Origin of the sequence: Siminovitchia jepli, assembly GCF_047228825.1 — a bacterium.
GTDB lineage: Bacteria > Bacillota > Bacilli > Bacillales > Bacillaceae_C > Siminovitchia.
In genome coordinates, this window is sequence record NZ_JBFEGN010000064.1 from 1 (window position 1) to 23,133 (window position 23,133).

General features: G+C 38.4%; 23 protein-coding genes and 2 pseudogenes. 19 read left to right on the forward strand and 6 right to left on the reverse strand.

Annotated elements, in window-relative coordinates; translation table 11 throughout:
* Positions 1-270: 270 nt before the first annotated feature.
* Genes AB1L08_RS16685 through AB1L08_RS16695 form a run of 3 tightly spaced genes read left to right on the forward strand, consistent with a single transcriptional unit; the run spans position 271 to position 3,937 of the window.
* Entirely contained in the window at positions 271-990 is a 720-nt protein-coding gene (locus tag AB1L08_RS16685) for an ABC transporter ATP-binding protein (RefSeq protein WP_413065788.1), read from the forward strand.
* Positions 959-3,424 carry an ABC transporter permease gene (locus AB1L08_RS16690; protein WP_413065789.1) on the forward strand — a complete coding sequence of 822 codons (2,466 nt, stop codon included), beginning with the start codon at positions 959-961 and terminating at the stop codon, positions 3,422-3,424. The genes AB1L08_RS16685 and AB1L08_RS16690 overlap by 32 nt, the downstream gene beginning before the upstream one ends.
* Positions 3,425-3,430: 6 nt before the next feature.
* A complete protein-coding gene (locus AB1L08_RS16695; protein WP_413065790.1) occupies positions 3,431-3,937 on the forward strand; it encodes a PadR family transcriptional regulator in 507 nt (168 codons plus the stop codon).
* On the opposite strand, the pseudogene AB1L08_RS16700 reads toward AB1L08_RS16695, so the two are convergent.
* Positions 3,910-4,451: pseudogene (locus tag AB1L08_RS16700) on the reverse strand (WYL domain-containing protein); the annotation flags it as partial. The gene AB1L08_RS16695 and the pseudogene AB1L08_RS16700 overlap by 28 nt on opposite strands.
* On the opposite strand from AB1L08_RS16700, the gene AB1L08_RS16705 reads away from it, so the two are divergent.
* The 7 genes and pseudogenes from AB1L08_RS16705 to AB1L08_RS16735 all read left to right on the forward strand — a co-directional run bounded on the left by AB1L08_RS16705 (position 4,433) and on the right by AB1L08_RS16735 (position 9,895).
* On the forward strand, positions 4,433-4,894 hold the full coding sequence (locus tag AB1L08_RS16705) for a GyrI-like domain-containing protein (RefSeq protein ID WP_413065809.1): 462 nt from the start codon (positions 4,433-4,435) through the stop codon (positions 4,892-4,894). The pseudogene AB1L08_RS16700 and the gene AB1L08_RS16705 overlap by 19 nt on opposite strands.
* A gap of 22 nt (positions 4,895-4,916) precedes the next feature.
* Positions 4,917-5,381: a DUF8821 family protein gene (locus AB1L08_RS16710; RefSeq protein ID WP_413065791.1), complete on the forward strand. Its 465-nt coding sequence runs from the start codon at positions 4,917-4,919 to the stop codon at positions 5,379-5,381.
* Between the two features lie 103 nt (positions 5,382-5,484).
* Positions 5,485-7,389: pseudogene (ppsA, locus tag AB1L08_RS16715) on the forward strand (phosphoenolpyruvate synthase); the annotation flags it as partial.
* 211 nt (positions 7,390-7,600) lie between these two features.
* Positions 7,601-8,710 (forward strand): RNA-guided endonuclease InsQ/TnpB family protein, encoded by a 1,110-nt coding sequence (locus AB1L08_RS16720; protein WP_413065792.1) that lies wholly within the window; start codon positions 7,601-7,603, stop codon positions 8,708-8,710.
* A gap of 207 nt (positions 8,711-8,917) precedes the next feature.
* Positions 8,918-9,217, forward strand: coding sequence for a hypothetical protein (locus AB1L08_RS16725; RefSeq protein ID WP_413065793.1), 300 nt, complete (start codon positions 8,918-8,920; stop codon positions 9,215-9,217).
* Between the two features lie 215 nt (positions 9,218-9,432).
* Positions 9,433-9,765: a cupin domain-containing protein gene (locus AB1L08_RS16730; RefSeq protein WP_413065794.1), complete on the forward strand. Its 333-nt coding sequence runs from the start codon at positions 9,433-9,435 to the stop codon at positions 9,763-9,765.
* On the forward strand, positions 9,758-9,895 hold the full coding sequence (locus AB1L08_RS16735) for a hypothetical protein (RefSeq protein ID WP_413065795.1): 138 nt from the start codon (positions 9,758-9,760) through the stop codon (positions 9,893-9,895). Before AB1L08_RS16730 ends, AB1L08_RS16735 begins: the two co-directional genes overlap by 8 nt.
* 106 nt (positions 9,896-10,001) lie before the next feature.
* On the opposite strand, the gene AB1L08_RS16740 is transcribed toward AB1L08_RS16735, so the two are convergent.
* Positions 10,002-10,685 (reverse strand): hypothetical protein, encoded by a 684-nt coding sequence (locus AB1L08_RS16740; RefSeq protein ID WP_413065796.1) that lies wholly within the window; start codon positions 10,683-10,685, stop codon positions 10,002-10,004.
* Positions 10,686-10,941: 256 nt separating this feature from the next.
* Positions 10,942-11,292, reverse strand: coding sequence for a hypothetical protein (locus AB1L08_RS16745; protein ID WP_413065797.1), 351 nt, complete (start codon positions 11,290-11,292; stop codon positions 10,942-10,944).
* 135 nt (positions 11,293-11,427) lie between these two features.
* Between AB1L08_RS16745 and AB1L08_RS16750 the strand changes: the two genes are divergently transcribed.
* The gene (locus AB1L08_RS16750; protein ID WP_413065798.1) at positions 11,428-12,828 is read left to right on the forward strand and encodes a right-handed parallel beta-helix repeat-containing protein; all 1,401 of its coding nucleotides are present in this window, start codon (positions 11,428-11,430) and stop codon (positions 12,826-12,828) included.
* Between the two features lie 782 nt (positions 12,829-13,610).
* On the opposite strand, the gene AB1L08_RS16755 is transcribed toward AB1L08_RS16750, so the two are convergent.
* Complete coding sequence (locus AB1L08_RS16755; RefSeq protein WP_413065799.1) at positions 13,611-13,835, reverse strand: hypothetical protein; 225 nt, start codon at positions 13,833-13,835, stop codon at positions 13,611-13,613.
* A 319-nt stretch (positions 13,836-14,154) separates the two neighbouring features.
* Here AB1L08_RS16755 and AB1L08_RS16760 point away from each other — a divergent pair, with 319 nt between their 5' ends.
* Positions 14,155-14,745, forward strand: coding sequence for a GrpB family protein (locus AB1L08_RS16760; protein WP_413065800.1), 591 nt, complete (start codon positions 14,155-14,157; stop codon positions 14,743-14,745).
* Between the two features lie 212 nt (positions 14,746-14,957).
* Here the strand turns inward: AB1L08_RS16760 and AB1L08_RS16765 are convergent, their stop codons facing one another.
* Complete coding sequence (locus tag AB1L08_RS16765) at positions 14,958-15,545, reverse strand: LysE family transporter (RefSeq protein ID WP_413065801.1); 588 nt, start codon at positions 15,543-15,545, stop codon at positions 14,958-14,960.
* A gap of 114 nt (positions 15,546-15,659) precedes the next feature.
* Here AB1L08_RS16765 and AB1L08_RS16770 point away from each other — a divergent pair, with 114 nt between their 5' ends.
* Positions 15,660-16,214: a helix-turn-helix domain-containing protein gene (locus AB1L08_RS16770; protein WP_413065802.1), complete on the forward strand. Its 555-nt coding sequence runs from the start codon at positions 15,660-15,662 to the stop codon at positions 16,212-16,214.
* Between the two features lie 393 nt (positions 16,215-16,607).
* Here AB1L08_RS16770 and AB1L08_RS16775 read toward each other — a convergent pair whose 3' ends face one another.
* A complete protein-coding gene (locus AB1L08_RS16775) occupies positions 16,608-17,015 on the reverse strand; it encodes a DinB family protein (protein ID WP_413065810.1) in 408 nt (135 codons plus the stop codon).
* Here AB1L08_RS16775 and AB1L08_RS16780 point away from each other — a divergent pair.
* The 6 genes from AB1L08_RS16780 to AB1L08_RS16805 all read left to right on the forward strand — a co-directional run bounded on the left by AB1L08_RS16780 (position 16,974) and on the right by AB1L08_RS16805 (position 23,053).
* Entirely contained in the window at positions 16,974-17,336 is a 363-nt protein-coding gene (locus tag AB1L08_RS16780) for an MFS transporter (RefSeq protein WP_413065803.1), read from the forward strand. The genes AB1L08_RS16775 and AB1L08_RS16780 overlap by 42 nt on opposite strands.
* A gap of 504 nt (positions 17,337-17,840) precedes the next feature.
* Positions 17,841-18,764, forward strand: a complete 924-nt coding sequence (locus AB1L08_RS16785) for a S66 peptidase family protein (RefSeq protein WP_413065804.1) — start codon at positions 17,841-17,843, stop codon at positions 18,762-18,764.
* Positions 18,765-19,474: 710 nt separating this feature from the next.
* Positions 19,475-20,389, forward strand: a complete 915-nt coding sequence (locus tag AB1L08_RS16790) for a DoxX-like family protein (protein WP_413065805.1) — start codon at positions 19,475-19,477, stop codon at positions 20,387-20,389.
* Positions 20,389-21,000, forward strand: coding sequence for a DUF4166 domain-containing protein (locus AB1L08_RS16795; protein WP_413065806.1), 612 nt, complete (start codon positions 20,389-20,391; stop codon positions 20,998-21,000). Before AB1L08_RS16790 ends, AB1L08_RS16795 begins: the two co-directional genes overlap by 1 nt.
* Positions 20,969-22,534, forward strand: coding sequence for a YndJ family protein (locus AB1L08_RS16800; protein ID WP_413065807.1), 1,566 nt, complete (start codon positions 20,969-20,971; stop codon positions 22,532-22,534). Before AB1L08_RS16795 ends, AB1L08_RS16800 begins: the two co-directional genes overlap by 32 nt.
* A gap of 270 nt (positions 22,535-22,804) precedes the next feature.
* Positions 22,805-23,053, forward strand: a complete 249-nt coding sequence (locus AB1L08_RS16805; RefSeq protein ID WP_413065808.1) for a hypothetical protein — start codon at positions 22,805-22,807, stop codon at positions 23,051-23,053.
* The last annotated feature ends 80 nt before the right edge of the window (positions 23,054-23,133 follow it).

Consider the following 23,133-nt stretch of genomic DNA (forward strand, 5'->3'; position numbering starts at 1 on the left):
TAGTACCCAGATTTGTAAATTGTTCCCAAAAGAGCGCTGAATTAGTTTTCGGCAAATTTACTTTCGTAATTTGGGTTGAGAGCCTTTTTTTTGAGCAAATTTTATTTTAAAGCAACATAATACATCTATAATCATTACATACTAAGTATGTAATGATTATAGATGTATTTTTATATGATACCAAAATTTATAAGGAAAAATAAAATATTCCTTTGATTTATTATATACTTAGTATATAATAAATGCCTAAAGGATAGGAGGAATTAAAACATGATTAAGGTCAGGAATTTAAAAAAGGAATTTATACAGGGCCAAGAAAAAACTCAAGTGTTGAAAGGTGTTGATTTGAACGTTGGAGAAGGAGAATTCGTGGCTATAATGGGGCCAAGTGGTTCTGGAAAAAGTACATTACTCCAACTTTTAGGAGGTCTTGACCTACCTACTGAAGGAGATGTACTAATAAATCAAAGTAATTTAAGTAATATGACGGAAAAAGAAAGAACGATATTCCGGAGAAAGCACATAGGCTTTATTTTTCAAAATTACCAGCTACTACCTACATTAACTGTAGAAGAAAATATAGCTTTCCCTCTTCATGCAGATGGCAGTTTAACTAAAGAAAAGAACCAATTTATTTCAGAATTACTTGATTCTGTGGGATTGAACGGGCTTGGTCGGAAACGAGTGAATTTGCTTAGTGGTGGTCAACAACAACGAGTAGCTATAGCCAGAGCGCTGGTCAATAATCCTTCCGTTTTATTAGCTGATGAACCAACGGGAAATTTAGATAGAAATAAAGCCGAAGAAATTCTCGGATTAATAACAAGATTTAACCGAGAAAACAATCAAACAATCATAATGGTTACGCATGACATTTTCGCAGCTGGATTTGCAGATCGAATTATTCTTTTTAAAGATGGAGTTATTGATCAAGTGATTTCTAGAAAGGATGATGACTATGCTAAATATGTGGCGAATTTCATGGCGTAACATAACACAAAATAAAAAACGGTTTTTCATTTCACTGCTTGGGATTATCTTAGGAATTTCCTTTGTAACGTCTATGCTGATTGCTGACAAAACAACAAATGATGTTTTCAATTATTATGAACAAATGTATGTGGCAAATGCGGATTATTGGGTTCTAAGTGATGGATATACTTACTCTGAAGATGTGGTTTCATCTATTTTGACTAGTCCAGCTGTCACGGAAACATTGCTCGCGCTTGATAAACAAGCTTTCTTTGAACTTGAAGGCGATAAATCCCCAAATCAAAGATCCGTACGAATTACTGGCGTGAGTGATCAAAATAGTTCTTTACTAAAACTACCTGTTATTGAAGGGACTTTAGATAATGAAGGATTGGTGATACCAGACGTTGTTGCAAATCTGCTAAATAAAAAGGTAGGAGATACAATTCGGTTTGCTGATTTGGGAGAAGCTAAGGTTTCCGCCATTGTTGAATATACACAGCTGCTTGCAAGCCCCGGTGATTGGGAAGCTGCTGAATCAACCAGCTTTCGCGTTATGGCCCCACTTGATTTGTTAAGAGAGTGGACTGGTATGGATAACGAGCTTTCATATGTAAGATTTCAAACAAATGGAGACGGGCATAAACTTTTTCATTCTCTCCAGGAAGAATTTCGTCATTCAAATGTATATATACAACCAGTTGTCGCAGATGATAGACAAAGTAACGACATTGGAGGACTTTATACATTCTTTTACTTAATTGCTGGTTTATCCATGTTTATTAGTGGTTTCATTGTTTTTAATATGATTTATACAAGCGTTATGGAGAGAAAAAAGGAATTTGCGATAATGAAGAGTTTTGGCTATCTACAAAGTTCTGTTTCTAGACTTATTTTTATTGAAGTAATACTTTTGGCATTAGTAGGTACAGCGATTGGGGTACCCATAGGAATTTGGCTCGGAGATATGTTTATGCAAGCTTTGCTTGCTGTGTTTGAGTTTGACATGGTTTACACATTAAATTGGAAAATACCTACGTTAACAGCTGTAGTAATTGGAATTTTATTTCCTGTTGTCTTTTCTTTATTTCCTATTTACAATGCTGGGAAAACTTCGGTGTTATTGACATTAAAAATGGCAAATCAGACATACTCATCGACAAGGCAATACATTCTTAGGGCTGTTGTAGGGGTTGGCTTACTTTCTTTTGTATTTATTGATCATCCTGTCTCTTATTTAGCTATATTAATAAGCGTCATTCTGTTGTTTCCATTACTGTTACTAGGACTAAGTATGATACTTAAACCAATTTTGAAGATATTCTTCGGCTACTCTGGAAGTCTGGCAGCCCGAAGCCTTACACAACAATTAAATCGAAATGCCAATACTTCCGCTATTCTTGCCGTCGGGATAGCAGTAATATTATTGCTGAGCGCTGTTATAGAAACTGCTCCCGAAGGATATGAAAACGAAATTAGAAATACGTATGGGGGAGACCTAAGAGTTACATCAGAAGCGCCTTGGTCTAATGAGGATATAGTAACTCTGCAATCTTATGAGTCTGTTTCAAATGTTGAGCCTTTAACGGAAGCTAAGCCAATTACATGGGAAACAATCGATGGTAAGAAGAGGCAGTTTTCCATCTTTGCTGTAGATAAACGGGGACCGACCTTGTTTGAGGACCCTGAGAAAGATGAATTATACGAAGAATTAAAGAAGGAACCATCTATTCTTCTTGGCAAACGGGCTTTTGATGAATGGGGTGGAGATGTTGGGGATTATGTTTACATAAATGCCCCTTCCGGTGTACAACAACTTAAAGTCATTGACGTTGTGAATACATCGCATTACTCAGGCTATGTAGCATTTATGGATGAGAATCATTTAAATAATGAATTTGGCTGGGCGAACAGTTTTGACATGCTACTAACTTTAAACGACGGATATACTGGTGAACAATTACGGAATCAGTTATGGATAGATTTTAGCAAACATCTCTCAAAGGTTGAAACTGTTGAAGATGAAATTAAATCAACTACTTCAGCATTATCCGGTATGAACGAGTTAATTTTAATTATGTTAGTTTTGATCGTGGGGCTAGCCAGTATAGGCACAGCTAACACTCTATTAATGAATACTTTGGAGCGTACATCCGAGATAGGGACGATGCGGGCGCTTGGTTTTACGAAACAGCAAGTTAGAAAGATGATAATTGGAGAAGGTCTACTAATAGGATTGTCAGGAGTGATCGGAGGTACAGTATCAGGAGTGATTTTACTTTATGTCACTAGTCAATCCAAACTTTTGGGAGGGTTTATATCTTTTCAAATACCTTTAGGTAATATTATACTGGCGCTGATTGCTGGTGTTTCTCTATCTCTCTTTGCTTCTTGGATTTCTAGTACTTCGGCTAGTAAAATAAATATTATATCATCACTCAAAGAAGGTTGAGCAATTTTGTCGGTTAAATACGGAATATTAACATTGCTATTTCTACAAAAAAATCATGGGTATGAATTAAAACTAGAGCTAGAATCCCTTTTAGGAATGAAAGGAAAAATTAATCCTGGCCAAATTTATACGACTCTTGACCGTCTAATCCGTGATCAATTTGTCTCATCTGCAGGAATGGATGACCAAGAAAGAAAACTTTATGAAATAACTACGGAAGGTAAAAAAGAGTTGGAAAATTGGCTGCTGGAACCAGTACCCTATCATTCAGCTAAAGATGACTTTCATTTTAAATGGAGCTGTGCTCGTAAGATTGGTTTCGAACAGGAAAAGAAAATGCTTGATCAACAAAAAGCAATGATAATGAAAGATGTCATGGAATTGACTAAGTTAAAAACGGAATTTCTTCTTCGAGGTGACGAGAATAGGTATTTATTAATCACTGGTACACTTTTGCATTTAGAAGCAGATTTAAACTGGATTCATCAAGTTGAAAATCGAAATCGACAATAATTCTGGGCAGGCCGCTGCAATGGGCAGTATAAGCATAATCTCTCTTGTAGACATTCTAAGACTTCTTCGGGGACTTTCCTGATCTTGTATCATCACCTAGGAAAAGTAGCCAATTTGTTATTTCGGTTAATTCTTCGGGATTGTTAACATGAATAAAAGACTTTAGCATGGCTGTGGTTTGGTAAGGATTCGTATAGGAAATTGAAACTTTTAAAGGATGGTATTTTTTGAACTGGGCAATCGCTTTTGGACCAAGTTCAAGGACAAGGTTGATTACTTCTTCCTGCTTACTTAGTTTTTCTAAAATCTTTTTCTTACTTAATCTTTTTTTCGCAGGGTATGGATTGACATTAGTGAGATTGTCGACAGGGAAAATCTTCCTTTTTTCATCCTTTAAGTCAAAGCCTTCAATCAGCCAAAGGCCTTTTTCATGATAAAGGTGCAAGAGATAAATTGGATAAGACTTTATTACCTTCTCTTCTTTGATGGTAATCAATAAATAGCTATCCAAAAGTTTTAGGTATTGGAACTGAGCTTAAGAGCGATTACACAGACTTTGCCGACATAAACAAGGAAAAGGCAGACTTTTGGCAGGCAGTCAGCCAAGATGGAAGGCTTGAAACTTTAAAAGCCATAGCCACAAACGACTACATTTTTATCGTAAATGAAGCAGTGAATAACAAGATGATGCATTATGCAGGTGTCATGACAGAGGCATCGGCACCAGAACTGGGAGAATCCAGAGTGATCCAATTTCCTAAGGGGGAATACCTCGTTGTTAAAGGGGAAGGAAATACGGCTGAATTGAGCAATAAAGTTACTGGCATTGCTTTTGGTCAAGCCCTCCCAGAAGCAAAGAATATTGCCTATGTTGGCGGGCCGAATGGAGCGGTTGTGGTGGAGGAGCGAAACGGTATAGTTTACGGTGAAATGTGGATTCCTGTTGTCAGGAAATAAAGAGATAACTGGAGGGATGGAAATGTCCTATATCGTTGATTTTAAAAATGTGTCTATGGTTGGTTTGGAGTCTTCACCTGTAGCAGAAGCGCTTGCTGGTTTACGTGCGAATGAAGCCCGTTACTTTATGAACAAATACAAGCATGAATTTGCGGTTGTACCAGCTAGCGAGTCCCGCGAGACCCTTGATTATTTGAACCGAATATTGAAAGAAGAACGTGATATTGGGTTTGCGGCCAAACCTTTAGAAACGTCGCGTTTTCAAGTGGAAAATATCAAGTTTGCCTACGTCTTTTATGAGGATGGTCTTGTGGTTAACGTCATGTATACGGTTGATGACCCTAAGAAGCGGGCTGTTGGTTTTAAGCTTTCTGAGGGGATGGAGGTGCCAAAGGAGTTAGGAGGGAAGTTTAAGTTTGCCAGGCAGAAGTCTAAACTAGCCGGAACAATTCGGGGCTCGTTTTTTGTCATTAAAGGAGATTATTAAAGTAAACAAAAGTACAAGGGTAGATCTTCCATAACAGGGCGCTTTAATGGAGTAACAAAAAAAGCCCAAATTTCTTAACATTAAGAAAAATTAGAAATACCTTAAGAGGATCGCAGCCAAAAAATTGGCTATCTATGGACGAAAAGAAGGCGGAACAGAGACACAGCAGATCAATCCTGATCAGCAAAAGACGCAAACACTTACTGACCAACAAATTTTACAACTGGCACGCATCGGAAGACAGATCGAAGCTTATTTTGGCTGTCCGCAAGACATCGAATGGTGTTTGGCTGATGATTCATTTTATATTGTCCAGAGCCGGCCGATCACTACTCTTTTCCCCATCCCTGAAGCAAATGATGAAGAAAATCACGTTTACGTATCTGTCGGTCACCAACAAATGATGACCGACCCGATGAAACCATTGGGATTATCTTTTTGGCTGTTAACGACTCCTGCACCCATGCGTAAAGCTGGTGGAAGGTTGTTTGTTGATGTCACACATCAACTGGCTTCACCTGTCAGCAGAAAAATGGTAATAGATGCCTTGGGGAAATCCGATCCGCTCATAAAAGACGCACTCATGACCATCGTAGAGCGAGAAGATTTTATCAAATCTTCACCGGATGACAAAAAAGTACCGAGTCCCGGTAAAAGCAATCAAGATAAATCATCTGCGGATTCTCAAGCACAAATCGAAAACGCTCCGACAATCGTTTCTGATTTGATTCAGCGTAGTCAAACATCGATAGAACAATTAAAACAAAACATCCAAACGAAATCAGGAGCGGATTTATTTGATTTTATCCTGGAAGATATCCAGCAATTAACAAAGATGTTATCTGACCCGCAAAGTATGGGTGTGATTATAAAGGCACAGGATGCTTCATCATGGATCAATGAAAAAATGAACGAGTGGTTAGGTGAAAAAAACGCGGCAGACACGCTTTCTCAATCTGTGCCAAACAATATTACTTCGGAAATGGGGCTGGAGCTGTTGGATGTCGCAGATGTGATTCGTCCTTATCCGCAAGTCATTGAATATTTACAACATGTAAAAGATGAACACTTTTTGGATGAACTGGTGAAGTTCGACGGCGGAAAGGAAACCCGAGACGCAATAATAGCTTTTCTCGATAAATACGGAATGCGATGTCCCGGAGAAATCGATATTACGAGTACTCGATGGAGCGAAAAACAAACTGCACTTGTCCACATGATTCTTAGTCATATCAAGAACTTTGAGCCAAATGCCAGTCATCGGAAATTTGAGCAAGGACGGCGTGTTGCTTTGGAAAAAGAACAAGCGTTATTAGATCAATTGAAGCAACTGCCGGATGGTGAACAAAAAGCCAAAGAAACAAAACGAAAAATCGACCTGATCCGGAATTTCAGCGGGTTTAGGGAATATCCGAAATACGCCATGGTCAATCGCTATTTCATTTATAAGCAGGCTTTACTGAAAGAAGCCGAACAACTCGTACAAGCGGGCGTCATTCAAGAAAAAGAAGATATATACTACCTTACTTTTGAGGAACTTCACGAAGTCGTACGCACAAATAAACTGGATGACGAGATTATCAGCAAACGAAAAGACGAGTATAAATTATATGAAAAACTAACTCCCCCACGTGTGATCACGTCTGATGGTGAAATTATTACAGGTGAATACAAACGAGAAAATCTCCCGGCTGAAGCTATTGCAGCTCTACCGGTTTCTTCCGGAGTGATAGAGGGCAGAGCACGCATCATCTTAAAAATAGAAGATGCAAATCTAGAAGATGGAGATATCTTAGTCACCACCTTTACAGACCCTAGCTGGACACCATTGTTTGTATCCATAAAAGGTCTCGTCACCGAAGTTGGCGGACTGATGACCCATGGAGCGGTTATTGCTCGTGAATATGGCTTGCCAGCAGTTGTCGGGGTGGAAAATGCCACTAAGCTGATTAAGGATGGACAAAGGATCAGGGTGAATGGAGCAGAAGGGTATATAGAAATATTATAATTCATTACATTTAAATCATGGAGGGAGGTGTTGTTTGCTTTCATTGATAATCCAGGAAAAAGGGTTTAGGCAAAGTAGTTATCATATTCATAAGATTTTAGCGTGGATACCCGTGACTTCAGTCATGGGAGGAAACGCTTTTCACTTCCTTTTTTAGTTTAACTATCACTAAAATGTGTTAAAGTTACTTTAGTGAAAGGTGGTGAAATACATGTCTACAATTACAGCTAAAATACAAATTTATGTACCAAGTGAAAATATTGATTCTTTAAAAATAACCATCAAAGCTTACAGAAATGCTTGTAATTGGCTCTCTCAAAAAGTGTTTGAAACAAAACAGCTAAATCAAGCTAAACTAAACGCTTTACACTATCAGGACTTACGAAGTACATTTGGACTAAAAAGCCAAATGGCACAATCAGTTACGAAGACTGTAATCGCACGATACAAGTCTGCTAAATCTAATGGCCACATGTGGTCGTTGATTCAATTTAAGCAGTACGACTATGATCTTGTGTGGAATCGTGACTATTCGTTAAATGAAAATCTTTTTTCAGTGAATACATTGGATGGCCGTCTAAAATTCCGATTTGAGAAAAAAGGAATGAAACGTTATTTTGACGGCACCTGGAAATTTGGTACTGCCAAGCTTGTACATAAGTTTGATAAGTGGTTCTTGCATATTCCCATGACTAAAGAATTTAAAAAGCTAAAAAATGAAAAGGTCAACAATATTGTCGGTATTGACTTAGGTCTTAACTTTTTAGCCACTACTTTTGATAGCAAAGGGAATACTTGCTTTTTCAAAGGTCGCACGATCAAGCATAAGCGTGGACAATTCAAAGCATTGCGTAAACAATTGCAAATGCGGCAAACCCCTTCTGCTCGTCAACGTCTAAAGCAAGTTGGTTCAAGAGAAAACCGTTATGTGCGTGATGTCAATCATCAAGTAACAAAGGCACTCGTTGAACAGTATCCAAAAGGAACATTATTTGTTTTAGAAAATTTGAGCGGCGTTCGTCAAGCAACTGAAAAAGTACAAGCCCGTAATCGTTACGTAAGTGTTTCTTGGGCATTCTATCAGTTTCGTGAAATGCTGGAATACAAATCGAAATTGTATGGACACAAAGTGTTAATTGTAGATCCAAAATATACGTCTCAAACTTGCCCAAAATGTGGTCACGCAGACAAACACAATCGAAATAAAAAACAACATACTTTCGAATGCCGCAATTGCCACTATCGCTCCAATGACGATAGAATTGGCGCCATGAATCTGTACAGAAAAGGCGTTGAAGCTATGAGTACAGTTACTGTTTAAGCATGTCTTTTGCAGTAGGGGCGAAGTCAACCGTCCTTATATTCCAGCATATTAAGGTAGGAGTACTGATAGGTACGTTAGCACTACTGGCTAGGAATAAGTCTAAAAGGCTTGTACAAAGTGCAAGCACCGTCTGCTATGTAGACGGAGACAAGCTCGTGACTTCAGTCATGAGTTGTTGACATATGTAATCTGATCATCATTTTTATGGCTTCAGGAGGGACATATGCGGTCACGACCATTTATGTTATGGGAGATGACTTCAAGCTTTTCCTAAACGCAGCCATCCCCCTGTTCATTATTTTGCCGGTTTACCTTTTGGGGCATTTTGCGTTTGAAAAATATAAATCCGTTTATCAAAAATACAGAACGACTGAGAGCGAGAAGGTGATCGTGCTCAATGAAAAGTACTTAAAGAAAAAAAGATCAGCCAAATTTAAACAATACAATGCCATTGCCAAGGAAGACAGGAGCAGTAAAGCCGAGGCGTCCAGACTCAGGCGTTGACGATGATGGCCGGGACTTGACAACAGGTTTGATAAAAAATTGAGGGGACATCCGCCTCTTATAATTTTATTTGAACCTGTTATTTATTGATTGGTCACGTTGAGTTGGTTACAATAATAGAAATATAAATATTAAGAAGAGAAATGAAAATGCGATACATGTGAAGTTGTGGAGCTGCTTTTTTTAAATAAATATTTCATGGGAGTGGGCGGGCTATGAATCATTCGAATCTATTAAAAGTTCAAGTTGCAAGGAAGGAAGAGGAGTTCACACCTGACAAGGTGTCAACAGGTGCTTTGTCAAAATGGCTGGAAACGGAGGAACAGCGTCTTAGGGTAGTGATGTATCCAACTGGTTATGAAGCCGATCATGTTTGTTATGATGGGCACGCGTTCTATGTCGTCTCCGGAAGCATAAAGATAGAAATGGGAGAAGAACTGACTGAATGGCAAACGGGAGATGCCTTTATTATTCCGGATGAAGTACCACATCGGGTGCTCAATCCGTTTGATGACGATGCACAGGTTGTAGTGGTGGATCATGGGTGATTATTACGGATTTTCCGAACAAGACATCCTGAGGTACCCAAAAGAACAGCTCTATACTGATTCCCTGATCAATTGGATGAACAAGGAGCTGGCGCAGACGAGAACATCCTGGATTCCGGGCAAGGTCTAAAAGTCGTTATGGAATTTTTTGTGGAGCCACAAAACGGGGGATTTTAGAAAAATTAATCCGTTTCCCTTAGCTAAACAGAGAGCGGGAGCAACGACCCTTCGCCTCTCTATTCTAACTGATTACTTATCTGAGGACTGTTTTTTGATTCTGTTTGAAATTGCTTGGTCATAAGTAAAGAAACGATCAAAAGAAATTCTAATACATTCATGATTGGAAAGCTTTTAATCCAGATGGCTAAAATACCGCCCAAGATCATAAAGAGTGTACCAATAAAAAGCCAAAAATAGCGAAATTTTTTTATGAAAATAATACTGACAATGCCAAGAACCAGAGTGATGAGGATCACCATGACAGGCGTATCTGATTGAGCCGCATTTTCATAGGTTAAGACTCCATTTTCCCAGTTTGGTTTAAGTTCAAGTCCCTTTATTGAGGTAAGCAGTTCGTACAGAATTAGGCCAATCGTCAAGAGCCATGCCAATACTTTCCAGAAAGTTTTTTGAGCCCAAGGTAAACCAATTCTGAAACAGATGCTCCAGGCAAAAAGGATCAAGGTCGGGGTGAAAAGAGCATGCAGCCAAAATCGAACTACATTTAAGCTTTCCAGTACGTTCCCTTCACCGATAAATCTTCCGAATGCAATCATGAGGTTATCATATACCAGACCAAGAATGACAAGCAGAAGAACGTTGGTGAGATTGAATAAGCCATGTTTTTTGGCTGGAACAATCCCCCATATCAAAAGACATAGATAACCAAACCCTAGGAAGAAATAAAGAAATGTATTCATTGGATCAAATCCTTAAAGGGTCCTATCCATTTTTAAACGCTTGCGCTTTTCTTATATTGTCACATTACTTCAATATGAATACCTTTTTTTATGGAAAAATATCCGAATACGGACTCCGCAGCTTAAAATAATTGGTGACAAATACTTCTCTTAATATTCATTACCGAAAATCTCACCGCTCCCTACTGAAAGCGTGACACCACGTACCGCTTCAACTGTCGTTGTTCTGTCTTTTAATTTGACTAAAAACGCTTTCTTAGGCCTGCAATTTCAATGGCATTGGACATATATCACCCCTCGATTTTTTTCTTTGCTTCAATGCAATCATGCCGTTGCTGATAAAGCCCCAATCCATTCCGATGATGAAGCCGACAATAGCCCCAATTATCGTATCAATCCAACCTTCGGAGAGGAACATCCCCTGCCAGCCGCCGCCGAGAAATCCGATAAGTGCGCCGATCGAAATTCCAAAGAACATAAATCCTGCGTAAAACAGAGCGATGGCTTCGTAATCAGCAGGATCGCGGTTCTCATAGTATTTTGAAAACTGCTCCTGCAAGTCGGCAGACTTTTCGGTTTCACTGCGAAACGTAAGTTCTTCTTTCACGCGAAAACAAATCTATAAGTCTTGACCTTCAAGACTTGTAATGATGAAATTCATTCGTATGACAAAAAAATAGCATTTTCGTCAATCTCAGTGCATTATGAAAAAGAAGAATGAATTTCAATAAGGAATGATTAAATGAAAAAGATTTATTTTATTCTCTTAGTTGCGGCTGCTATCATCATTGTACTGATATTCAATCATGTTAACGCGAAACAGGATAAGGCTATTTTATACGTAGCTGTAAATGGAGATGATCAAAATAATGGTACAAAATCAAAGCCCTTTCGCACGCTAAAAAAAGCTGCTTCAGAAGCTAAAGCAGGGACGACCGTTTTCATTCGAAAAGGAACTTACAATGAAAAGCTTGTCGTAAAACATAGTGGAACAAAATCAAAACCAATTATTTTTAAGGCATATAAAAGGGATAAGGTGATTCTTAGTGGAAAAAACCAAAAGGATGTTGAAGGCGATACATCCTTAATTACGATTCATAATAAAAATTATCTTACGATTAGCGGACTCATCTTACAGGATTTAACGACTAATTTATCAGATGAAACAGTCATGGGAATGCATGTAACAGGTTCCAGCAGTCACATCACTTTGAAAAATAACCATGTTCGCCGGATAAAAACACTTGCAGATGACGGTAATGGACATGGGATCGCGATATACGGGACAGGTGCAATGAGGGACATAAATGTTTTGAATAATACAATAGAAGATTTAAAGCTCGGCTTTAGTGAATCCCTTGTACTTAATGGAAATATTGACGGTTTTAAGGTGGAAAACAATCTGGTTCGCCGAAATGACAATATCGGCATTGATCTGATTGGTTACGAAGGTACCTCTCATGATAAAAAGGCAGATTTTATACGCAATGGCGTTGTAAAAAATAATATCGTTTATGAAATATCCTCTTTTGGCAATCCAGCTTATGGGGAAGATTATTCCGCCGGAGGAATTTATGTAGATGGCGGAAAAAATATTGCCATTGAAAAGAATACTGTTTATAAAAGCGATATCGGAATAGAAGCGACCTCAGAGCATCCTAAAAAATATGCAGATGAAATTAAAACGATAAACAATGTTGTACATGATAACTATTACACAGGAATATCAATTGGAGGGTATGATGAACGTCGGGGAGGTACGAAAAATTCATTGATCTCACAAAACATTATGTATCGAAATGACACGAAGGGTCTAGATGGGGGTCAACTTCTATTACAGTATGGTACAAAAAACAACGTGATCGAAAAGAATATTTTGACTGCCGGACCATCCCGTATATTTATCTCAAATTATTTTACAACAAATAAAGATAATAAACTAAAGAAGAATGTATTCCATAGAGAAAAAGGAAAAAAGGGGATATGGGTCTGGAAAGAAGAAGAATTTATTTCTTTTCCGGAATTTAAAAAAGCCTCAAACAGTGATGAGAAATCCAGTTATTTAGATCCGGGATATAAAAATGCAAAAAAATATGATTTTGAACTGAAAAAGGATTCACCTGCATTAAAAATTGTAGAGTAAATTTGGTGAAAAATGGATGAAGGACCAGTTTTCAATCTCTTGTCCTAATCTCCAGCTTTGCGGCCAACGATCCGGGATCGTCTTCGCTCCTGCCAAAAAGTCGGCAAATAAACAAGCAGCTGAGAAAGTCATTTCAGAATGATGGCCGAAGGAAAACTCTTTGGATATCTGCGAAATGTGTAACGATTATCACTGTTCCATTCCTTATGAAACTATTAAAAAAGGAAAAATACTAAAAGGTTCGTTTGATATTACAGGAATTATGTTTATGTCTGTAGGCACTAGTTTTGCATTAAATAAATTCGATTATTGAAAATACCTTAAATATTCAATTTTGCCATTTTGTGCAAAGAAAAAATCCTTTATAATGGATAAGTCAGGACCTTAAGCAATAAGTGTGAAGCATGGCGGCGGGATAAGCCGGCGACTTTCCGAAAAGTAAGAAAGCCCGCTTATCAATTTTCCTAAAGAAGTGATGCTTTTATTTCAATCTATAACCATGGATGCCCTCACCAATCATTAGGTTTCTGTTTATGGACAATGAGTGATTCATCCTTCTGAGAGCATCCTTTTCATGGGAGAGCCTGTCAAGGATTCAGCAGAGCCTTTGCTACGCTCGCCCTTGACAGAAGAAAAATAGAACCAGGATGAATGCTCAAAAAATGCACACGAACCTCCTGCAATCTCAATGAGCTTCCCGGCTCCAGTATGATAGAATTCAGGATTAGGATTCTTACCCACCTTAAAAATAGAGTATTGACGATGGGGTCCACCTTATCATCTCATTCAAACAAGGAGATGATTGCTATAATCCAAGTTCCTGCCACAATTACTAAAAACCACCAACCCATCACCTTTAAGAACTTTTTTAAAGATGGTTTCTCAAAGAATTTACCTGAAAAGGAACTCACTTTTAAAACACTATCAGGATGCTTCAACAGCATATAAGAAAAAGTGCCGAAAATTAAAGTAACCAATATTGCCATTATAAACATTTCCAGCTTCAACCACTCCTCACTTTATATTTTTTTATAGGAATAATTATATCATGCTAAAAAAGACACATGTTGTTTTTCAAAATGAATTTTTTAATTTGTTGTAAAATTCTGGATTCACCGTTTACCCCTTCGGATTGGTTGTCTAAAAGGAGAGTTTTTATTGTGAAAAGAAAAGAACATTTCAATGAAAAGATCTATTAAGAACTGTTAATTGACATAAGTTGTTCTTATCCAGGATAAATAAAAAATGGAGATAACTGTTGAAACTTAAAACAATGTAGTAATTTTAAATGCTAAACTTTAAAAACACAACGAGGAGGTAAAGTAATTGTCACCAATACAGGACAGTTCAAATTTAAAGCATACAAGTGATGAGTATCTTAAAAAGGTCACTGTTGGTGAGCGCAAGCCTCATAATGCACAGATCATCCTCTTAGAGTATGATCCGTGCTGGCCTAAGCTATTCGACCGAGAGTCTAAACGGATTCGCACTGCACTAGGCAACAAGGCATTGCAAGTGGAGCATGTCGGATCAACCGCAGTACCTGGGCTATGTGCCAAGCCCATCATTGATATCCTGCTGATTGTATTGGACTCTTCCAACGAATCGAGCTATGTTCCGGATTTGGAGGAAGCCGGCTACACGCTCCGTATTCGAGAGCCGGAGTGGTTTGAACACCGTCTGTTCAAGGGGCCCGATACAGACATTAATCTACACGTATTTAGTAAGGGGGCATCTGAGGTTGATCGAATGTTGCGCTTCCTCGATTGGCTGCGGACCGACAATTTTGACCGGAACAAATACGCACGCGTCAAGCGTGATTTAGCCCAGCGTGAATGGCGGCACGTGCAACACTATGCAGATGCCAAAGACTCGATCGTCCAGGAAATCATGAAGCGAGCAAATTCAGCAGGGTAAAAGCTTGGCATTACTGAGCTTGGGACGTATTTGATGGAATTGTGGATCAAATAGACGATACAGTACTGCACCATGCGTCAAGAAAAATATCCCTGTCACCTTCATCCAGTCCATTAATTCCATCCATCAAGTGAAAGAAGATAAGATAAAGGGTGCTCAAGGTCTAACACCAAGATTGTTACACCCTCATTTTTGCGTATATATGCATCCCTTTAATGCAAAACAATTGAAACGGCACTATATACCAACAACAATGCCATAATTACATTAAATGCTTTCCTATGCTGTAATATTATCTTTTGAAAAATAGAGCCAAATAAACTCCAACTGGCTGAACTGATGAATCCAACAATCCCTAAAAAAAGTGAAAAAATAAAATAACTGAAATAAGAAGTGTAATAAGGTAATATGAAGGTTGATACTACCGTAATACCATAGAGAATGCCTTTTGGATTTACAAATTGCACCAAAGCACCGATTGCGAAAAGATTTTGATTGCCATTTTCATTTTTTTTACGATTATCATCTTTACTGGTCAATGTTTTATAAGCCAAATATAACATATAGCCAACCCCTAAAATGGCTAATGGCACCTTTATGATTGGCAAAATGCTTATAAGTAAAAGGTTAAAAAAACTGCACATTAATGCGAGAACAAAAAAACCTGCTGCAACGCCAAGACAAAACTCAATTGATTTTTTAAAACTATATTTATTTGCAAACGACATTGCCATAAAATTATTGGGGCCTGGAGTAAAACTGTTAACGAATACAAACAACAAGAAGGATAATAAAGGCACTTTTAAACTTCCTTTTCATTTAGTTTATGATAATGCACAAAATGATCAATAAATTCATGTATGTTATATTTTACATAATGTATGTTATAATGTAAATCGTTTGGAGATGATTTTATGGAAGAAATTCAATTAATTTTGGCAAGAAATTTAAAAGCCATAAGAGAGAAAGAGAAACTTAGTTTAGAGAAAGTTTCAGAACTAAGTGGTGTCAGCAAGGCCATGATAGGACAAATTGAACGGGGGGAATCCAGTCCTACTATTACAACTATATGGAAAATTGCTAATGGATTAAAGGTTTCTTTTACTTCTCTCATTAATTATCCACAACCTGATGCCAAAGTTGTTTTAAGAAATGAGATGCCAGTTTTATCTGAAGACAATGGAAGGTATAAAGTATACACCTCGTTTCCCTTCCATGAGGAGAGGCGTTTTGAAGTTTACTCTGTTGAAATTGATACGGATGGTAAATTAAGCTCGCATGGACATAAAGAGGGGACTGAAGAATTTATCACGGTTTTTGATGGAGAAGTCACAATTACTGTAAACGAATGCGAGTATCACTTAAAAAGTGGCGATTCAATTAGATTTAAGGCTGATAGGCCGCACACATACTATAATTCCGGTGAAATATTAACGCGTTTAAGCATGATAATATTTTACCCAGTTTAACGTGCTCTTGGTTAATGAGGAAGATAAGACTAATTTAAAATGGTTAAATATTAAGAGGATGAAATATGTTTCAATGAACAGTTGCCATTTATAACGAAATAGAGCTTGTTGGCGCATCGCCAAAGGTTCTATCTTGCATAGAGTCCTTGGTGACCAATACTGGTCAAAACAAGAGTAAAGAGTCTATACAAACTTATCAAACAATGCGTTAACCCCGTATACCGAACAGTACGACGGTGGTATAAGAGGTCGGGGGTTAGTCACCCTCTCCTACTCGATTTATTGAGCTTTTTTAATTTAGGTCTTGATAACAGGCTTAACCCTTTTCCGCACGATAATCCGAATACTTTTATATTCCGTATCCTCAGTGGTAAGTAAGGTGCAAATGTTCATTTATCTCACAAATGTTATAAAATCCGTATTAATGGGTTCAACATGATTCGCTCGAAGTTGTGCGTTAATTTGTCCCCTATGATGCTGACCGTGAAGTGCGACATGAATTAGAACATCTCGAATGGAAGTATTAAATTGATGGCCCTTACTGTTCTTATAGGTTATGAATTGATCTAAATCAGTTTTGTCTAAATTGGCGAGAAATGCGGCAAAGCTTTCTTCATTTTTTTTAACCATCTTTTCACAAACTTCTATTTCAACTTCTCCCCAAATAGGAAGCTGTAAACTGTCCTTTCCCTGTAATCTGGCTAACCGTACTTGTTCTGAATAAAGGATATGGGAAAATAAACGTCTGGCTTGATCATTGTGGGAAAAGGATGGGATGGGTGGATCTCTTCCTCCGTACAGATCGGATTCATCACGGGATCCATTATCAGTTCACTGCTAGTGCTGCCTGACAGAATGCATCCAAGGAAATTGTTCGCGTTATCCTCCCTGTTAGGAGCGGTTTTTAATGTTGCAATTCTTTTTGCAGATCATGTCGCAATCGGATTGTTTTTTCGCTTTGCTACCGGGATGTCATTGGCGGGAGTTTACCCAGTCGGCGTAAAATTGTTAACGCAGTGGTTTCATAATAAACGGGGATTGAGCATGGGAATTTTAATTTTGGTGCGTTTACCCTTGGTTCTGCGGTTCCTCATTATGTCGCGACATTTTTTTCGGGAATGAACTGGAAATCGGTCATATTGGCGAGCACTTTATTTTCAGTGCTGGCATCTGCGCTAATCCGTTGGATGCTCCCGCCGCTCCTCATTCGACAACAAATGTTTCGAAAATATCATTTGGGAAGTTAAGGGAGGTATTAAAAAATCGCGAGGTGATGTATACAAACTATGGATATTTCGGACATATGTGGGAGCTATATGGGATGTGACTTGGCTTTCGGTTTTTTTAAGCCATACAAGGAATGTTTCAGAGGTTGCTTAAAGAATAAGGCTAAAGCTGATACCGTCTTTTCTATTTATAGATAAAGAGAGCGCTTTTTTAAACATGCGCAATTTTGTTTCGATTGAAATAGATAAAAGTAAAAGGAATTTTTGGAGGGTAAACGGACTATATTGTTAAGTGACATTAAAGTTGTTAAAAACATCAGTTATGTTATCCACTAAAGGGCGTTAGTTGAGGAAGAAGGGTATTTTTTGGCCTTGAAAACAACCAAGGGGGTTAACATTTATGATCTTGAAACCACCTGTTTTACGACAAGGTGACACCATTGGGATTGTTACGCTTGGGAGTCCATTAGATGCAAATGTTATTCATACTCGAATCAATATGTTAAAAAATATGGGGTTTGAAGTTGTAGTTGGGGAACATGTATATTCCCAAAACGGGTTTCTTGCAGGCACCGACCAAGAGCGGGCAGCTGATTTGATGAATATGTTTCAAAATGAGCAAGTTAAAATGGTCTTGCCAACAAGAGGAGGGGTTGGGGTAGCTGGAATTCTTCCCTACCTTGATTATGAGATTATCCGGCAAAATCCGAAAATTGTAACAGGTTATAGTGACATTACGATATTATTAAATGTACTTTTTCAATATGCAGATTTAATGACATTCCATAGTCTTTTGCTTATTGACTTTAATCCTGAAACCCCAGGGTACAATTATAGTCAGTTTTTTTCCATCACTTCCGCCTTAACAGCACCCAGGCCAATAGTGAACCCCCCAGGAATACCGCTGGTTGGCAGAACTCCCGGAAACGTTACGGGCCGCATTGTCGGAGGCAATCTCACGTCTTTTATCGGTTCTTTGGGAACAGATTTCGAGATAGATACAAAGGGAAAAATCCTGTTCCTGGAGGAAACACATGAACCCGTTAATACGGTCTATCGGTATATGAATCATTTGAAATTGGCCGGAAAATTTCAGGATTGCATCGGAATTATCATGGGAGAGTGTACAGGATGCGAAGTTGCTTACGGGAAGTCCTATGAAGATTTAATCAATGAGTTCGTCGTTCCTCTTGGAAAACCGCTGATGACCAATCTTGCAACCGGACATGGTACTTTCAAAACGGCAATTCCTATTGGGGCAATGGTTAATATGAACACGATCAACCAAACCCTAACCCTCCTTGAACCAACAGTGAGTCTTTGATTGTACATTTATTAACTTATAGCTTTATCTGCTAAAATTTCCTCCTGGATTTTTGTACATTTTAAAATTGAAAGAAAATGTAGGGGTGTTTGTATATATTCCTTATTCAGCCGTCGACAAGCAGTTTTTCAATCCGGATTAATACACATTCGAAGAGCGGATCCAAATCCCTAACCGGGACTGGATTGGTCCGTCCTCCAGTCGTCCAAACGCATCTTGCTCGGATATCTTTCCGCAATCAAACTCATGTAGCCGCTCATGTATAGAATTTCGTTTTATACTTCAAGAGAGTTCTCTGAGCGGCATATTATTCCCCCTCCCCTTTTGTTGAAATTTCTTTATTTCCTATCATGTCTTTCCTATTTAGAAACTACCGCACTTAAAAAAGCACCTCTTATTATATGATGATACGCTCCTTGAAATTGACTTTACAGATTTTATTATACCTGGATGCAGAGGAGTCAATAATGACATTTTTTAAGTTTACGAATTTCCTGCAGATAACAGGCCTTTGTGCAATCATTTGTACATGGTTGATAGAGGGTATTCTTCTATTTGCCGAAAATGCCTAGTTTAGACAGCACAAACTAAACATGCCAATCCGCATAAATTTTACAGAATTAAAAAATCCCGGCATTTTAACAACAACTTCACGATTTCCGACAATAGGTATGGAGGGATGTGTTACTTTATTAATAGAGGTGACAATTATGCAAACCAAACCCATTTATGTGGAAATACCCATTCAGGCAACCATAGACGAAGTATGGGGGGTGACTCAAAATCCAAAATTGCATGAACAATGGGATTTGCGTTTTTCTTCTATTACCTATTTGCCGAAAAATTCAAATGATGAACCGCAATCTTTTTTATATGAGACGAAATTAGGATTTGGGGTAAAAGTTGCCGGCTGGGGTAAAACCATCGGTACGCATAGTAAGAAGGATGGTACCAAAACATCTTCTCTTCACTTTGGTACTGATCAAAAAATTTCTCCCATTTATGAAGGGAAAGGGTATTGGCAGTATATACCGACAGATAAGGGTACCAAATTTCTCACTCAGTATGACTATGATGTACGTTTTGGTATATTTGGACGCTTTTTAGACCTCGTATTTCGCCCCGTGATGGGATGGGCGACAGCTCTTAGTTTTGATGTGCTGAAACGCTGGATTGAAAAGGGGGAGTTGCCACGGACACAATATGTACGTCTCTTTATGAATGTTATCGTAACCATGCTCTTTTTCTTTGTTTGGCTTTATCATGGACTTGTTCCAAAAATCATTGTTAAAAGCCCTGAGGAAGTATCTATGCTGTCTAGTTTAACTTCCTTGGAGGGGACTGCTGTTATAAAGGGTGTAGAAATAATAGGCATTCTTGAGGTTTTATTGGCGGGGGTTTGGGTTCTTTATCGTAAGAAAAGACATTTACATGCTCTGCAGATCATTGCTTTTCCGATATTAACGATCAGTGTATTAATTGCCAGTCCTTCGATTTCATTACAGCCGTTTAATCCTGTGACCTTAAATGCTAGCCTTTGGATCCTTTCCATTATTGGTTTCTTAATATCGAGGGATTTGCCAACGGCAACCAGTTGCAAGAGGACAAGAAAGGATGTTACATAATGACAATTTATAAAGATCTCTTGGGTGAGGATTTTCAAAGGCTTCATCCAAAACTGCAATCCCGTTATTCACTTCAGATAGGTGAGTCGTTTAATGGGATTGGGACGATGACAAAAATTGAAACGGGTGGTATCTGGCTAAAACCGTTTTTAAAATTAGCAGCCCGTTGGCAATTTCTGTTTCCCGAAAACGGAAAGGATGTACCATTTACGATCAAAAATACCTGTCGACCATTGCCGACCGGTGAAGCGGAATTATATTGGGAACGTACTTTTTATTTTGAAAAGGTTACTCGTCATTTTAATGCATTTATGACCCTTGATGCAAAGCGTAGAGTCGTAAAGGATTATTTAGGGGAACCAAGCTTATTTTATTCTGATTTAACATTTAAGGTGACACCTGAAGGATGCATGCGCATTTCCTCTGGTGCCCAACGTGTTGTGATGGGCAACCTGGAACTCCCGATTTTTCGCTTGTTAGAAGGCGTGGTGACTGTTGAGGAAGGATATGATGATGTCCGGGGAGCATTTACGATTCAAGTCGACATACATAACCGAATTGTAGGAAGGCTGATGGCTTATGAAGGCGAATTTAAAGAGCAGTCTCTTTAATCCAATCACCCTTGCAGGTATGTTCTTTTTCATAGCAAGCAGCATTTTCATAGCTAAATCTTACATGTTAATGCTGACGGCTGCCCAGTTGCTTTTCGTTCCTATCATGCTCCAATTACTTTTTGAAATAAAGAGGAAACATGTTATTTTCACCTGGATTGCAATGCTCTCCATCTTTTTATTGCATGTTGTTCCGTCAAATACAGGGCAGATGATTCTCGCTTTTATTTATGTACTCTTCACCTTTTTTGTAGCGTTTTATGGACTGAAGCGATTTTTTAACCGCGGCTTTACAAATTGGGCTGAAATTTCAATCGACATCGGCATGATGTATCTATTTATAGGGGGACTATGGTTCTTTGCTTATGTCGCAAAAATTGATACAGGTTTCAGTCCGTTGATCACTTGGTTAACAGCTATACACTTTCATTACTCCGCCTTTTTACTGCCCATATCTCTTGGTTTTTTTGGACGCTTACATGATTCAAAATGGTACCGTTTGATTGTACCTATGATCATAGCGGGGCCTATGCTCGTTGCGATCGGCATCACAGCTTGGCCTTTACTTGAATTCATCTCAGTTTTGCTATACATTTTTGCCATTTTCACCTTGATCATACTTGCATACAAAACTTGTTTTGCTTCTACCGTGCAGGCAGTTTTGATAAGGATCTCATATAGTGTGCTTGGCATTACAATCATTTTTTCATTGCTTTATGCAACACAAAACGCGTTTGGACACGGGTTTGTTAGTATTGATTTTATGCTAAGATTCCATGGCTTATTTAACAGTATTCTATTTGGAATGTTTGGCGTAGCCGGCTGGGTGCTGGCACCACCTGAAACGAAGCAGAATGCCTATAGCTTTCCAGTGAGTCAAATGCGAGGAACGCTAAAAGGAGCAGGCAAGCGGCAACCAGGACTAGTGGATGATTTAAGTGTTTTCGTAAATACAAAAACATTACCTAAAACAATCGTTGATTTTTATGAGCAAACCGATCAATATCAGTTATTTGCTTCTGTAAAATGGGAAACCTGGTTTAAACCGTTAGCAAGTTGCTACAAAATAATAAGTACACAGCTTCAGCAGCTAAACTTGCCCATTTCGAGTAACCTTACTGAGATGACATTTAAAATACAAGCTGTTGATCCAACAGTTGATGGAAGGAAAAATCCGCGTGCATGGATTCGCCGGGTAAAGAATAATATCGTATTTGTAGCCATTTACTCTCAGCATGAAACGAAGGGCAGGACGTATATGAATATAGCACTTCCTCTGCCCTATTCATCGATGATCGGCATTTTGCGGCTTGACGCTGTTGATGGTATTTTGATCCTCTCGAGCGAGGGAAAAGGGGACCAAGGAATTTATTTAGCGGTTGGCAAAACTCTTTTCAAGCTGCCGTTATCCGAGCATTTCTTGATAAGAGAGACAGGTGCGGGATCGCTCGTAGCACAACACAAAATGCGAATTTTCGGGATCCCGTTCTTACAAATTGAATACACTATCATTCAAAATACACGTGCCGGTTAGTAAAGAACAGCATATGATTAATTGTAATTTTCAGTAAGAGATTAAAAAAGTAAATCAAAAATAGTGCATAATTTAGCGGTAGTTTGTGCAACTATATACTTAAACTATTGGGAGCGTTCGTTGAATGGTACAGCCGAAAGTAAAATTAAGAATATAACGGAATCACTAGCGTTGCATAAATAATGTTTTAATATTCTGTAACACACGTTTAAGTTGTCAAGGGAATGTGATATGGTGATGACAGGAAACAAAACAAGGAGTGATAAACAAATGAAATGGGAAGAGGTTCGTAAATTATACCCAGATCAATATGTAAAACTGAATATCCTTGATTTTTACCTGGAAGATGACAGAAAGATTGTAACGGACGTTGCATTAATTAATGTCATTGAAGATTCTAAATTGGCTACAAAAGAGTTGCTAAAATCAAAGGGCAATACCATTGTTTATCATACAGGTTCCAAAAAAATTGTTATTGAAATGAGAACCCCAACAGGCTTAAGAGGTATGAGGTTATGAAGTTAGACGTTCATGCCGCTTCCGCGGCACCATCAGCAGGATGAAAATGGATCAACGTCGAAGTATATTTTTACGGCTGG

Coding starts and splice junctions, on each gene's coding strand:
- AB1L08_RS16770 (WP_413065802.1), top strand. CDS start 15,660: ATGGAAGAAATTCAATTAATTTTGGCAAGAAATTTAAAAGCCATAAGA.
- AB1L08_RS16750 (WP_413065798.1), top strand. CDS start 11,428: ATGAAAAAGATTTATTTTATTCTCTTAGTTGCGGCTGCTATCATCATT.
- AB1L08_RS16730 (WP_413065794.1), top strand. CDS start 9,433: ATGAATCATTCGAATCTATTAAAAGTTCAAGTTGCAAGGAAGGAAGAG.
- AB1L08_RS16790 (WP_413065805.1), top strand. CDS start 19,475: ATGCAAACCAAACCCATTTATGTGGAAATACCCATTCAGGCAACCATA.
- AB1L08_RS16690 (WP_413065789.1), top strand. CDS start 959: ATGCTAAATATGTGGCGAATTTCATGGCGTAACATAACACAAAATAAA.
- AB1L08_RS16740 (WP_413065796.1), bottom strand. CDS start 10,685: ATGAATACATTTCTTTATTTCTTCCTAGGGTTTGGTTATCTATGTCTT.
- AB1L08_RS16800 (WP_413065807.1), top strand. CDS start 20,969: ATGAAGGCGAATTTAAAGAGCAGTCTCTTTAATCCAATCACCCTTGCA.
- AB1L08_RS16795 (WP_413065806.1), top strand. CDS start 20,389: ATGACAATTTATAAAGATCTCTTGGGTGAGGATTTTCAAAGGCTTCAT.
- AB1L08_RS16725 (WP_413065793.1), top strand. CDS start 8,918: ATGGCTTCAGGAGGGACATATGCGGTCACGACCATTTATGTTATGGGA.
- AB1L08_RS16805 (WP_413065808.1), top strand. CDS start 22,805: ATGAAATGGGAAGAGGTTCGTAAATTATACCCAGATCAATATGTAAAA.
- AB1L08_RS16785 (WP_413065804.1), top strand. CDS start 17,841: ATGATCTTGAAACCACCTGTTTTACGACAAGGTGACACCATTGGGATT.
- AB1L08_RS16710 (WP_413065791.1), top strand. CDS start 4,917: ATGTCCTATATCGTTGATTTTAAAAATGTGTCTATGGTTGGTTTGGAG.
- AB1L08_RS16720 (WP_413065792.1), top strand. CDS start 7,601: ATGTCTACAATTACAGCTAAAATACAAATTTATGTACCAAGTGAAAAT.
- AB1L08_RS16735 (WP_413065795.1), top strand. CDS start 9,758: ATGGGTGATTATTACGGATTTTCCGAACAAGACATCCTGAGGTACCCA.
- AB1L08_RS16685 (WP_413065788.1), top strand. CDS start 271: ATGATTAAGGTCAGGAATTTAAAAAAGGAATTTATACAGGGCCAAGAA.